The 11,383-nt window shown below is 76.3% G+C and carries 15 protein-coding genes; 7 read left to right on the top strand and 8 right to left on the bottom strand.

All coding sequences use genetic code 11. The features are described 5' to 3' along the window. Positions 1 to 37: 37 nt before the first annotated feature. From purE to FMM08_RS01670, 3 genes are all read right to left on the bottom strand, one after another. Entirely contained in the window at positions 38 to 523 is a 486-nt protein-coding gene (gene purE, locus FMM08_RS01680) for a 5-(carboxyamino)imidazole ribonucleotide mutase (RefSeq protein WP_187279510.1), read from the bottom strand. A 77-nt stretch (positions 524 to 600) separates the two neighbouring features. Next, positions 601 to 1,131, bottom strand: a complete 531-nt coding sequence (locus FMM08_RS01675; RefSeq protein WP_147924570.1) for an Asp23/Gls24 family envelope stress response protein — start codon at positions 1,129 to 1,131, stop codon at positions 601 to 603. Next, positions 1,128 to 1,799 carry an RNA polymerase sigma factor gene (locus FMM08_RS01670; RefSeq protein ID WP_255471939.1) on the bottom strand — a complete coding sequence of 224 codons (672 nt, stop codon included), beginning with the start codon at positions 1,797 to 1,799 and terminating at the stop codon, positions 1,128 to 1,130. Before FMM08_RS01670 ends, FMM08_RS01675 begins: the two co-directional genes overlap by 4 nt. A 229-nt stretch (positions 1,800 to 2,028) precedes the next feature. Between FMM08_RS01670 and FMM08_RS01665 the strand changes: the two genes are divergently transcribed. From FMM08_RS01665 to FMM08_RS01640, 6 genes are all read left to right on the top strand, one after another. Next, a complete protein-coding gene (locus FMM08_RS01665) occupies positions 2,029 to 2,493 on the top strand; it encodes an Asp23/Gls24 family envelope stress response protein (RefSeq protein WP_147924568.1) in 465 nt (154 codons plus the stop codon). A gap of 8 nt (positions 2,494 to 2,501) precedes the next feature. Beyond that, a complete protein-coding gene (locus FMM08_RS01660; protein WP_222710282.1) occupies positions 2,502 to 2,903 on the top strand; it encodes a hypothetical protein in 402 nt (133 codons plus the stop codon). Between the two features lie 131 nt (positions 2,904 to 3,034). Continuing rightward, entirely contained in the window at positions 3,035 to 3,226 is a 192-nt protein-coding gene (locus tag FMM08_RS01655; RefSeq protein WP_147924567.1) for a DUF2273 domain-containing protein, read from the top strand. Between the two features lie 11 nt (positions 3,227 to 3,237). Beyond that, on the top strand, positions 3,238 to 3,693 hold the full coding sequence (locus FMM08_RS01650) for an Asp23/Gls24 family envelope stress response protein (RefSeq protein ID WP_147924566.1): 456 nt from the start codon (positions 3,238 to 3,240) through the stop codon (positions 3,691 to 3,693). Next, positions 3,690 to 4,292, top strand: a complete 603-nt coding sequence (locus tag FMM08_RS01645; protein ID WP_147924565.1) for a DUF6286 domain-containing protein — start codon at positions 3,690 to 3,692, stop codon at positions 4,290 to 4,292. The genes FMM08_RS01650 and FMM08_RS01645 overlap by 4 nt, the downstream gene beginning before the upstream one ends. Position 4,293: 1 nt before the next feature. Then, positions 4,294 to 4,875, top strand: coding sequence for a hypothetical protein (locus FMM08_RS01640; protein WP_147924564.1), 582 nt, complete (start codon positions 4,294 to 4,296; stop codon positions 4,873 to 4,875). A gap of 74 nt (positions 4,876 to 4,949) precedes the next feature. Here the strand turns inward: FMM08_RS01640 and FMM08_RS01635 are convergent, their stop codons facing one another. Beyond that, positions 4,950 to 6,377 carry an amidohydrolase gene (locus FMM08_RS01635; RefSeq protein ID WP_147924563.1) on the bottom strand — a complete coding sequence of 476 codons (1,428 nt, stop codon included), beginning with the start codon at positions 6,375 to 6,377 and terminating at the stop codon, positions 4,950 to 4,952. A 141-nt stretch (positions 6,378 to 6,518) separates the two neighbouring features. Next, the gene (locus FMM08_RS01630) at positions 6,519 to 7,664 is read right to left on the bottom strand and encodes a 5-(carboxyamino)imidazole ribonucleotide synthase (RefSeq protein WP_369431645.1); all 1,146 of its coding nucleotides are present in this window, start codon (positions 7,662 to 7,664) and stop codon (positions 6,519 to 6,521) included. Positions 7,665 to 7,856: 192 nt separating this feature from the next. Between FMM08_RS01630 and FMM08_RS01625 the strand changes: the two genes are divergently transcribed. Next, complete coding sequence (locus tag FMM08_RS01625; protein WP_222710281.1) at positions 7,857 to 8,366, top strand: GtrA family protein; 510 nt, start codon at positions 7,857 to 7,859, stop codon at positions 8,364 to 8,366. A 21-nt stretch (positions 8,367 to 8,387) separates the two neighbouring features. Here FMM08_RS01625 and FMM08_RS01620 read toward each other — a convergent pair whose 3' ends face one another. The 3 genes from FMM08_RS01620 to FMM08_RS01610 all read right to left on the bottom strand — a co-directional run bounded on the left by FMM08_RS01620 (position 8,388) and on the right by FMM08_RS01610 (position 11,355). Next, a complete protein-coding gene (locus tag FMM08_RS01620; protein ID WP_147924561.1) occupies positions 8,388 to 9,620 on the bottom strand; it encodes an ATP-binding protein in 1,233 nt (410 codons plus the stop codon). A gap of 63 nt (positions 9,621 to 9,683) precedes the next feature. Beyond that, on the bottom strand, positions 9,684 to 10,406 hold the full coding sequence (locus FMM08_RS01615) for a response regulator transcription factor (RefSeq protein ID WP_147924560.1): 723 nt from the start codon (positions 10,404 to 10,406) through the stop codon (positions 9,684 to 9,686). 67 nt (positions 10,407 to 10,473) lie between these two features. Then, a complete protein-coding gene (locus FMM08_RS01610) occupies positions 10,474 to 11,355 on the bottom strand; it encodes a biotin--[acetyl-CoA-carboxylase] ligase (RefSeq protein ID WP_147924866.1) in 882 nt (293 codons plus the stop codon). Positions 11,356 to 11,383 lie beyond the last annotated feature (28 nt).

The raw sequence follows: 11,383 nt of genomic DNA, 5'->3' as shown, positions 1-11,383 counted from the left end.
CTCCGGCAGACACGGCAGTGACCCCGAGTGATGAACCTCAGGAGCTGCGGCTCTCCCGCAGCCTGGCGCCCTTGGCGTGGGCGACGTCGCGCAGCTCGCCCTGGAACGCGGTCATGGCGGCCCTCAGGCGCTCCGCGAGCTCACCCCCGCCTGCGGCCAGCACGCGCACGGCGAGCAGCCCGGCGTTGCGGGCGCCGCCGATGCTCACGGTCGCCACGGGAACCCCGGCAGGCATCTGCACGATGGACAGCAGGGAGTCCATGCCGTCGAGGTGCTTGAGCGGCACCGGCACCCCGATCACGGGCAGCGGCGTGACGGCCGCGAGCATGCCCGGCAGGTGGGCCGCGCCGCCCGCGCCGGCGACGAGCACCCGCAGACCGCGCCCGGCGGCCCGCTGGCCGTAGGCGATCATCTCCTCGGGCATGCGGTGCGCCGAGACGACGTCCACCTCGTGCGGGACCCCGAACTCGGCCAGCGCCTCCGCGGCCGCGCCCATCACCGGCCAGTCGGAGTCCGAACCCATGACGACGCCGACCAGCGGCTGCTCAGACGTGCTCACGGACCAAGCCTCCCACCTGCGACGACGGCACCACCCACCACCTACAGGCGGCGCGGGTCGACCTCGACGCCCCCGATGTGCACGTCCACCTCCACCACGGCCTCCGCGGCCGACCCCAGCGCCTCGGCGCCGAGCACCGCCTCGAGCGCGGCAGCGGTGCGCCGGCGCACCTCGTCGGCGACCGCCAGCAGCGGCGACCCGTAGGCCGCGACCACCGACACGGCGATGCGCTCGAGCCTGTCGTCGTCGCCCGTCGAGAGCCGCACCGCGTCCGCGGAGGCGTCGCGGAGGGGCTCCAGCGCCCGCCGCACCGCCGTCACGACCACCTCCGACGCCACCGTGAAGCTGCCGGCGCCGTGCACGGCGCGCACCGGGGTGGACGGGCGGAAGGCCCGCAGCGCCGCCGCGACGACGTCGCCGCGCACCTGCTCCCACCCGCGGTCGGTGTGCTGGCGCATGGCAGCGGTGGCGGCCGCCAGGCGCTCGGCCCCTGCTGTCCGGGGCGCGGCGCTGCCCGGGTCGTCCGGGGTGCCCGCGGCCGGTCCGCTCGCGGAGCGCTCCTCGCCCGTCATCGCCAGTCCTCCATCGCGACCTCGAGGGATGCGCGCGCTCGCGACAGGCGACCGCGCACGACGTCCGGGGTGGTGGCGCTGACCTCGGCGATCTCCGCGTAGGACAGCCCCTCCACCTCCCGCAGCAGCCACGTGGACCGCTGCCCGGCTGGGAGTCTGCCGAGTGCGGCGTCCAGCGCGCGCACGAAGTCGTCCATCTCCACGATCCGGGCGGGGTCGCCGCTGGAGCTCGCGCCGACGCGCGTGCGCAGCTGCTCGTCCTCGACGGGCCGCGGGGTCTTGCGCAGGTGACGGCTCTGGTGCCGACGCACGGCGTTGGTGACCAGCGTGAACAGCCAGGTCCTCACCGCCGCGCGCCCCTCCCACCCGGGCAGGCCCCGCCAGGCGTCGGCGAAGGCGTCCTGCAGGCAGTCCGAGGTCTCGCTGGGGTCGTCGAGCATGCGCGACGCGTAGCGGTGCAGGGCCGGACCGTGCCGGTCGACCAGCTGCGCGAACGCGTCCCGGTCGCCGACGCGCGCGCGCCGGGCGAGGACGTCGTCGTCGGCAGGTGACGACACGGGCTCCTCCGGGGCGTCGCTGCCCGCGGGCGGGCGGTCGTCGTCGGCGGTGATGGCGTGCTCCCGCGGGTCGTGGCTCGCCGTCCGAGCCGTGCCCTCGGAGCAGATCACCACCGTCCGGGGGCGGCAACCGGAACTCGTCGTGCGCGATCCGAACGGCTGGTGCACGCTTCCACCGAGGCCGTCGCGATCTGTGACCCAGGTCACACGAAGTCGACCGTGACGATCCGGCACCACCTGACTCTCAGCATGTGTCGCGCACTCCGGGCCCACCGCCCGGGGCGAGCGCGGAAGACCCGATGAGACGGCCGAAAGGCCGACGAAGGAGAGGACGCCAGACATGTCCACCACGACCGACAAGACCAGCACCGCCGTCGTCAGCTCGGCCAAGCCGGGCGCGCTGACCAGCGCGCAGGGCTCGACCACCATCGCCGACACCGTCGTGTCGAAGATCGCCGGCATCGCCGCCCGCGAGGTGAACGGCGTCTACGCCCTGGGCGGCGGCGCCTCCCGCGCCATCGGCGCCCTGCGCGAGCGCATCCCGGGTGCCACCACCAACCACTCCCAGGGCATCTCGGTGGAGGTCGGCGAGAAGCAGGCCGCCGTCGACATCGACCTCATCGCCGAGTACGGCGTCTCCATCGCCGACCTCGCCGCCGGCGTGCGCCGCAACGTCGTCGCCTCGGTCGAGCGGATGACGGGCCTCGAGGTCACCGAGGTCAACATCGACGTCAACGACGTCCACATCCCCTCCGAGGACGACGACGAGGACGTCGCCCCGGCCAAGCCCGCCCGGGTGCAGTGACGCACCCGTTGACTCCCACCAGCCCCGCGGACCCCGGCCGCGTCGACGCGGAGGCGCGGACCCCGGTGCCGGGTGAGGTCCTCAGCACCACGGACGACACCGTCATCGAGGGTCGCGTGCTCGAGCCCGTCGACGTCGTCGCCGCCGCGGTGCTGGCCGTCCCGGGGGTGGCCGCGCTCCACAGCGGCCCCCTCGGGGGAGTCGCCACCTTCCTGCCCGGTCGCCGGGTGGCGGGGGTGGCCCTGCGCGAGGACGGGACCTCGGTGCACCTCGTGCTGGAGACGACCACTGACATCCGCGCCACGGCACAGGCCGTGCACCGCGCGGTGGAGGCGCTCGGTCCTGCCGTCGCCCCGCAGCCGGTCCACGTCCACGTGGAGGACCTCGCGGCTCCTGCGCCGCGCGCCTGAGCCGCCCCTGCGGGCGGGGCGCTGCACCCTCGACCAGCCGCTGGTCGGACCAGCGCCCCGCCCGCACCCCACCACTCGACCGCCCCTCCCTCGAGCCGGCGGTCCCACGCACCGACTCGGAGGAGAACCCCATGACGAACGCAGTCCCCGCCTCCTGGGCCGCAGCCCTCGCCGGCCTGCTCCTGGCCATCGCGGGCATCGCCGGAGGCTTCGGCGGCCTGGTCGCCGCCCTCGTCCTCGGCGTCGTCGGCTGGCTCATCGGCGCCCAGGTGGAGGGCCGCATCGACGTGCTGTCCGCCCTCGGCCGCCGCGGCCGCGGCTGACGGAGGCCGCCATGAGCACCGACACGTCCACCGCGCCCAGCGCGCTGCCCGAACCTCAGGCGCTGCCCGAACCCGGCTCTCGCGGCAGCCTCCAGGTCGCCGAGCGCGTCGTGGTGGCCATCGCCCGGGCGGCCGCCATGGAGGTCACCGGCGTGGCCACCACCACCCAGAACAAGAGCGCCTCCAAGGCTGCCGGCCTCGGGTCCCAGATCAGCGACCAGCTGACGAGCGCCGTCGGGCGCACCCTGCCGCGCGCCTCGGCGCAGGTCGCCGGCCACCGGGCCCGCATCACCCTCGAGGTGGCCCTCGTCTGGCCCCACCCGGCGGCGCAGGTCGCCCAGCAGGTGCGCGAGCACGTCACCACCCGCCTGGCCCAGCTCGCCGCGGTGGAGACCGACGCCGTCACCGTCACCATCTCCGCCGTCGTCCGCGACCAGCGCGCCACCGCCACGAGGAGGGTCCAGTGACCACGCCCACCGCACCGACCTCCGAGGGCACCCGGTCCCGCGGCCAGCAGGCGACCGGCCAGGGCAGCCCGCTGCGCCCGGCGGCGCTGCCCACCGGCGCCGGCACCATCGGCTGGCTCGGCCCGCTGCTGGCCGTCCTCCTCCTCGGGGTCGCCGTGGTGCTGGGCCAGGACGCGTGGGTCCGGCTCAACGGCGGCCAGAGCACCTGGCTGGGCGCGGTGCTGTCAGCACCCGACGGGCTGGCCCCGGCCACGTGGCTGGCGGCTCCCGCAGCCGTCGCCGTCCTGCTGGGCCTGGTGCTGCTGGTGACCGCCTTCGCGCGGCGCAAGCGCCGAGCCCTCGTCCTCCGCGGCGACCTGGGCGCCCACCTGACCACCAACGACGTCGCCCGCCTCGCCGCCGGCGCCGCCCGGCAGGTGGACGGGGTCCTGGACGCCTCCGCCACCGCGACCCGCCGCAAGGTCACCGTGGACGTCACCAGCACCGGCGACAGCGCCACGACCTCCGCGGTGCAGCGCGACGTGGACCGCGCCCTGTCGGCGCTGGTCTCCCCTCCGCGCGTGACCGTGTCCTCCTCCACCAGCTCGAAGGGAGCCTGAGATGAGCCGCAAGACCGCGGGCTTCGACCGCTTGGCGATCTTCGTGCTGGGCCTCGTGCTCGTCGCCGGTGGCGCCGCCGTCGGCGCCTGGGGCCTCGGACTGCTCGACGACGTCGGCCTGAGCGGGCCGCAGTCCATCTCCACCCAGGGCGCGACCGATGCCGCCCAGCAGGGCTGGTGGCCCTACGCCACCGCCGCTGGCGCGCTCGTGCTCGGGCTGCTGGCCCTGTGGTGGCTGCTGGCGCACGTCCCGCACCGCGGCACGGACGCCCTGCGCCTGCCCGGTTCCTCGTCCAAGGGGTCCCTGGCCCTCGACGGCGACGCCGCCGCCGCCGTGGCCGCCCAGGTCATCGCCGAGGTCGCCGGGGTCCGCTCGGCGTCGGGCAAGGTCGTCTCCGAGCGCGGTCAGCTGATCGCCGAGCTGGACGTCACCGCCGAACCCGAGGTGGACCTGCTCGCCCTGGACGCCGCCGTGGTGGAGGTCAGCCGCGACCTCGCCACCGTGCTGAGCCGTCCGGACGTGCGCGGCAGGGTGCACGTGCGCATCGCCCGCCGTTCGAAGGGGATGGCGCGCGTCGCCTGACCGATCCCCCACGACACCCGACACCCCGACGGCCAGAGCCCCGGACGCTGACCGCGTCCGGGGCTCTCGCCGTCCTAGGGCCGGTAGGTCTGGATGCGGCCGACGTCCCGCCGGGTGAGGGCGGCGAGGCGGGGGCGCAGCTCCTCCAGCACCGCCGGCACGTCCACGGTGAGGACGCGACGGTCGCGCACCACCACCCGACCGTCCACCACCACGTGCCGGACGTCACCGGGACGGGTGGCGTGCACGAGCGTCGCGGCCAGGTCGTGCACGGGCTGCAGGTGGGGCGCCGACAGGTCCAGCAGGGCGACGTCCGCCCGGAACCCCGGCGCGAGGCGACCCACCGCGCCGCGGGAGGAGCGGGGGTCGGCGAGGTGGAGGGCCTGCGCGCTCTGGGTGGTCGCGTGGTGGAGCACCTGCCGGCTGGTCATCCACGTCGGGTCGCCCTCGCCGCCGAGGGACTTCTGCACCAGCGAGGTGACCTCCAGGCTCGCCCAGAGGTCGAGGTCGCCGTTGCTGGCGGCGCCGTCGGTGGCCAGCCCTACGGGCACGCCTGCGCTGGTCAGGGCTCGGATGGGCGTCGTCCCGTGGGCCGCCTTGAGGTAGAAGCGCGGGCTGGAGGCCACGCCCACCAGGCCGCGCTCAGCGGCCTGGGCCAGCAGCGGCAGGTCCGCCTCGACGACGCCGGTGCCGTGCGCCACGAGGACCTCGACGTCGAGCAGCCCGGTGCGTGCCAGCACCTGCACCGGGGTGGCACCGGTGCGCTCCAGGCTCGCCCGCGTCTGCTCCAGCGTCTCCGCGGCGTGGAGGTGCACCGGCAGGTGGTGCTCGCGCGCCTGCTCCGCGACCACCGCGAGGTCCGGCTCGGTCACCGTGTACGGGGCGTGAGGCGCCAGGCTCGTGGTGATCCGGCCCGCGGCCGCTCCGCGCTGGCGCAGGGCGAAGTCGAGCCCTCGCTCGCGCCCCGCTGGGCCGTCGGAGGAGAAGCTGGCCCACCCGAGGTCCGCACGGACGCCGCTCACCTCGACGGCACGGGCCACGGCATCCATGTGGAAGTAGTGGTCGGCGAACGTCGTCGTCCCGCCGAGGAGCATCTCCGCGCAGGCGAGCAGGGCGCCCAGCTCCACGTCGCGCTCGGTGAGGTTCGACTCCATCGGCCAGATCCGCCCGTTGAACCAGGTGTGGACGTCGACGTCCTCCGCAGCCCCCCGGAACAGCACCATCGCGGCGTGCGTGTGGCAGTTGACGAGACCGGGGACGGCGAGGAGCCCCCGCCCGTCGAGCACCTCCGCGGGTGGCGGGGCGCCCCGGGGCTCCGACCTGTCGCGCGCGGGGCCGACGCGCGTGATGAGACCGCCGCTGACCTCGACGTCGACGTCCTCGGCGAAGCCGATGCCGTCCGGACCGTCGTCACCGCTGAGGCCGTGCACGAGCGCGGTGCACCCCTCGACCCGCAGGTCGGGCGCTGGGGCTGCGGGCCGGGCGGGTGGCGTCGTCTCCACGCAGGAACCCTGCCACTGCCGTGCTGCAGGTGAGCGCGGTCACCTGCGGCACGGCGGCGGCGTGTGCACAACGCCCATGATCACGGCGGGCCGTGCGCGCAGCGCCCATGATCACAGTGATCATGGGCGACAGGAGCAGGCTCAGCCGTCGACGGTGCCGGTGATGTAGTCGGCGGCGTGCGCGGCGCGGGCGCGCACGGCGTCGAGGTCGTCACCCCACGCAGTCACGTGCCCGATCTTGCGACCGGGCCGCACCGACTTGCCGTACAGGTGCACCTTGACGGCGGGGTCGCGCGCCATGACGTGCAGGTGGGAGTGGAAGAGGTCGGGGTAGTCGCCACCGAGGGCGTTGACCATCACCGTCCAGCGGGCGCGCGGCGCGGTCGAGCCCAGCGGGAGGTCCAGCACGGCGCGCAGGTGCTGCTCGAACTGCGAGGTCACGGAGCCCTCGATGGTCCAGTGGCCGCTGTTGTGCGGCCGCATGGCCAGCTCGTTGACGAGGAACCTCGGGGAGGCGCCGTCCGTCGCGGGGCTGGCCGGCACCTCGAACCCCTCGACGGCCATGACCCCCGTGACGCCCAGCTCGCCGGCCAGGCGCAGCGCCAGCGCCGTGGCCTGGGCGGACAGGTCGTCGTCGAGGTCCGGCGCCGGGGCGATGACCTCCCGGCACACGCCGCCCACCTGCACGGTCTCCACCACGGGCCACGCCGCGGCCTGTCCCGAGGGCGAGCGGGCCACCATCACGGCGACCTCCCGGGTGAACCGCACGGCCTCCTCGGCCAGCAGCGGCTCCCCCGCCGCCCGCTCCAGCCACGCCGCGGCCTCGTCGAGCGAGGCCACCACGAGGACGCCCTTGCCGTCGTAGCCCCCTCGCGGGGTCTTGAGCACCAGCGGCCAGCCGGCGCGCTCGCCGAAGGCGCGGAGGTCGTCGGCGGAGCGCACCTCCGCCCAGGCCGGCCCCGCCACGCCCATCGCGTCGAGGCGGCGGCGCAGGAGCAGCTTGTCCTGGGCGTGCTCGAGGGCGTCGGGCCCGGGCCGCACGGCGACGCCCTCGGCCTCCAGCGCCCGCAGGTGCTCGGTGGGGACCTGCTCGTGGTCGAGGGTGAGCGCGGCGGCGCCCTGGGCGAGGCGCCGGAGCGCGGCGAGGTCGTCGGGGCTGCCGAGCTGCACGTCCGGCACCACCTGCGCGGCCGACTCGTCCGGGTCGGTGGCGAGCACGCGCAGCCGGGCGCCGAGGCCCACCGCAGGTGGCACGGTCATCCGGGCGAGCTGGCCCGCCCCGACCACGGCGACGACGGGGAAGGTGGTCTCGGTGGCCCCGGCGGTGCCGTCGCGGGCGTCGCTGGCCCGGTCAGCGGGGGTGGCCGGGGTCGTGGCAGCGGGCGTGGCGGTCACGGCCCCCGAGGGTAGGGGACCGGCGTGGGCCCGAGCACACCGCTCGCACCCGCCCGACGCCTGCGCGGCGCCTACGGTGGAGGGGTGCAGACGGTCGCCAGCGCCCGCGCCCTCGTGGGTCGCCTCTGGCGTGCGCACAGCCGGGAGCTCGGCGCGTTCGGCGTGGTGGGCGGGCTGGCGTTCGTCGTCGACGTCGGCCTCTTCAACCTGCTGCGGTTCGGCGGCAGCGGCCTGCTGGCCGACCAGCCCCTCACCGCCAAGGTCGTCTCGGCGTCCGTGGCGACGGTGTTCGCGTGGGCCGGCAACCGGTGGTGGACGTTCCGCCACCGCAACCGGCCGGCGGCCCTGCGGGAGCTGGCGATGTTCGTGCTCATGAACGCCGCTGCCCTGCTCATCGGCCTGGCGGTGCTCGCCACCAGCCACTACGTGCTGGGGCTGCGCGGCCCGCTGGCCGACAACGCCGCCAACCTCGTGGGCATCGGGCTGGGCACCGCGTTCCGCTACGTGGCGTACCGGCTGTGGGTGTTCCGCCGCCCGCGCGGCACCGGCCGGGCGGGCCAGCCCCACCCCGGCCGCGACACCGTCCGCGCCTGAGGCCCGAGGTGGCAGACCGCCTCAGGGGGCGGCGCGCAGGAACACCGCGAAGGTGGCGGGGTGCGTCCGCGCCAGCTCGAGGCGGCCTCCCTCGGCGGTGATGAGGTCGCGCGCCAGCGGCAGCCCCAGACCCGTGCCCGACGCACCGCTCACCGAGCGCTCGAAGATCCGGCCGCCCAGGTCCTCCGGCACCCCCGGCCCCGCGTCGCTGACCTCGAGCACCACCCAGTCCCCGCCGCGCTCGCTGCTGGTCCGCACGCTCACGCTCGTGGTGCCGCCGCCGTGCACGAGGCTGTTCTCCAGCAGCACCGCGAGCGCCTGGGCCAGCGGTCCGGCGCCGGCCACCACGCGGGCGGCCGGGGAGGGGACGTCCACGGCGAGCTCTCGGCGGGCGCGCTCGTAGGCGGGGCGCCACTCCTCGCGCTGCTGCTCCAGCACGCCCGCCAGGGCCAGCGGCTCGCGGGGGGTGCTGGCCTGCAGCCGGGCGCGCGCGAGGAGGTCGTCGACGACGCCCGAGAGGCGCTCCACCTGCTCCAGGGCGACCTGGGCCTCAGCGGCGACGGCGGGCTGGGTGGTGGTGGCGAGCACCTCCTCCAGGCGCATGGACAGGGCGGTGAGGGGGGTGCGCAGCTGGTGGCTGGCGTCGGAGGCGAACTGGCGCTCCACGGCGAGGCGCGCCTGCAGCTGCTGGGCGCTGCGCACCAGGGCCTGGGCCACGGAGTCGACCTCCTCCACGCCGCTGGGGGGCGGCGTGGTGGGCACCTGGCCGGAGCCGAGGCGCTCGGCGCGGTCGGCGAGGTCCTCCAGGGGCCGCACGAGCCGGCGCCCCTGCACCAGGCCGACGGCGGAGCCCGCGGCCACGGCACCCGCGGCCAGGCCCACCACGAGCACCACCAGCTGGGCGTCGGCGGCCCAGAGGCTGCCGCGGGCGGCGGTGACGCTGACCGCGAGCCCGTCGGCGGTGCCGGCGCGCCCCACCACGGCGGAGCTGGCTCTGTCGGGGCCGGCCTCCACGGTGGTGCCGTCGGGCAGGTCGACCACCACGCTGGCCGGCCAGCGCCCGTCGCGCTGGGTGTGCTCCTCCAGCAGCGCGCGGTCCACGGGTCTCCCGGTGGCGAGGCGGCTGCTGGCGGCGGCGAGGACGGCGTCCGCGCGCACCTGGACGCTGGTGCGGGCCTGCTCGGTCTGCAGCACGAGGCCGGCGACGCACAGCGGCAGTCCCAGCAGCAGGACGGCGAGGACGACGGCGGCCATGGTGGCCGCCTGCACGCGGCGGTGCACTGCTGCTCAGCCCCTGGTCGACGCGGGGTCAGCGCGTCAGTCGCGCTCGAAGCGGAAGCCGACGCCGCGCACGGTGGTGATGTACTGCGGGTCGCCGACGTCGTCGCCGAGCTTCTTGCGCAGCCACGAGACGTGCATGTCGAGGGTCTTGGTGGAGCCGAACCACTCCGCTCCCCAGACCTCCTCCATGATGATCTGCCGCGGGACCACGGTGCCCGCCTCGCGCAGCAGCACGCGCAGCAGCTCGTACTCCTTCGCGGCCAGCGGGAGCGGCACCTCCTGCCCGGGCTGCAGGGGGTTGCCGGCGTCGTCGACGTCGCCGTCCCCGGCCACCTTCCACGCCCGTCGAGCGGTCGGGTCGAGCCGCACGTCGCGGCCGGCGAGCAGCAGCGCCGTGGTGTCCCCGCGGCGCAGCAGCGCCCGCACCCGGGCGAGGAGCTCGGCGACGCGGAACGGCTTGGAGACGTAGTCGTCGGCGCCGGCGTCCAGGCCCACCACGAGGTCGACCTCGTCGGAGCGGGCGGTCAGCACGAGGATCGGCACGGCCACCCCGTCGGCGCGGATGCGGCGGGCGACGTCGAGACCGTCCATGTCGGGCAGGCCCAGGTCGAGCACCACCAGGTCGAGCTGGCGCCGCGCCGAGGCCAGGGCGCCGGCGCCGTCGCTCTGGACGTCGACCTCGTACCCCTCGCGCTTGAGCGCGCGGGCCAGCGGCTCGGAGATGGCCGTGTCGTCCTCGACCAGCAGCACGCGCTTCACACCGGCCAGGGTATTGACCGGCGCGGGGTGGTCGAGCCGCCGACCAGCGGACGGGCCGGCAGGCGGCTCAGCGCACGTGGACGACGTCGCCCGCGGACACGGCCACCGGCGGCGCCTGGGGCGCGGAGCCCTCGGCGTGGACCAGGAGGCGTCCGTCGCCGTCGAGGCCCTCGGCGGTGCCGCGCAGCTGAGTGCCGCCCGGCAGGTGGACGACGACGTCCCGGCCGAGGGTCGTGCACGCCTCCGCGGCCCGCGCGGTCAGGCCGCTGGCCGCGGCGTCGCCGCCGGCGGCCTCGAAGCGGGCCACCTCGGCGGCCAGCGCGCGGACGAGGGCGCGGACGAGCACGTCGCGGTCGGTGGAGGCCGCCCCCTCCAGGCGCAGGGAGGTGGCGCCGAGGAGCCCGCCGCCGTCCAGCTCCTCGCGCCGCGTGGTGGTGTTGACCCCCACGCCGACGACGACGCCGGCAGGGCCCGCTCCCGCCGGGGCACCCGGGAGGACCTCGACGAGGATCCCGCAGAGCTTGCGGTCCTCCACGAGCACGTCGTTGGGCCACTTGAGCTGAGCGGGCAGGCCGGCGACGTCGCGGACCACGCCCACCACGGCCACGCCCGCGAGCAGCGGGAGCCACCCCCACGCCTCCACGGGCGCCTGGGGACGCACCAGCAGCGACAGCGCCACCCCGGACCGGGGCGGCGCCTCCCACTGCCGTCCCAGCCGGCCGCGGCCGCTGGTCTGGGAGTCGGTGGTGAGCGCCGACGGCGAGGGCCAGGCCCCGGGATCGGCCCCGGCCCGGGCCAGCAGCTCGGCGTTGGTGGACCCGACCTGCTCCAGCACCTCCAGCCTGGCCAGCGGACCGGCGGGCGCCAGCAGCGCCCGGCCCAGCCCCTCCGCGGACAGCGGCGGTCGGTCGAGGTCGCTCCAGCGTCCCGGGGTGCTCACGGGCTCCATCCTCACCTCGCCCTGCACCTCACCGCCG

The sequence above is a fragment of the Quadrisphaera setariae genome (genome assembly GCF_008041935.1).
In the GTDB taxonomy this organism is placed as follows: Bacteria; Actinomycetota; Actinomycetes; order Actinomycetales; family Quadrisphaeraceae; genus Quadrisphaera; species Quadrisphaera setariae.
The sequence above is the reverse complement of the archived record's forward strand: the minus strand, read 5'-3'. Positions and strand labels throughout refer to the sequence as shown.

Bases quoted from the DNA above. Each gene is read 5' to 3' on its own strand.
- purE (WP_187279510.1), bottom strand. From the start codon at position 523: ATGGGTTCGGACTCCGACTGGCCGGTGATGGGCGCGGCCGCGGAGGCG.
- FMM08_RS01675 (WP_147924570.1), bottom strand. From the start codon at position 1,131: ATGACGGGCGAGGAGCGCTCCGCGAGCGGACCGGCCGCGGGCACCCCG.
- FMM08_RS01665 (WP_147924568.1), top strand. From the start codon at position 2,029: ATGTCCACCACGACCGACAAGACCAGCACCGCCGTCGTCAGCTCGGCC.
- FMM08_RS01655 (WP_147924567.1), top strand. From the start codon at position 3,035: ATGACGAACGCAGTCCCCGCCTCCTGGGCCGCAGCCCTCGCCGGCCTG.
- FMM08_RS01650 (WP_147924566.1), top strand. From the start codon at position 3,238: ATGAGCACCGACACGTCCACCGCGCCCAGCGCGCTGCCCGAACCTCAG.
- FMM08_RS01640 (WP_147924564.1), top strand. From the start codon at position 4,294: ATGAGCCGCAAGACCGCGGGCTTCGACCGCTTGGCGATCTTCGTGCTG.
- FMM08_RS01620 (WP_147924561.1), bottom strand. From the start codon at position 9,620: ATGGCCGCCGTCGTCCTCGCCGTCCTGCTGCTGGGACTGCCGCTGTGC.
- FMM08_RS01610 (WP_147924866.1), bottom strand. From the start codon at position 11,355: ATGGAGCCCGTGAGCACCCCGGGACGCTGGAGCGACCTCGACCGACCG.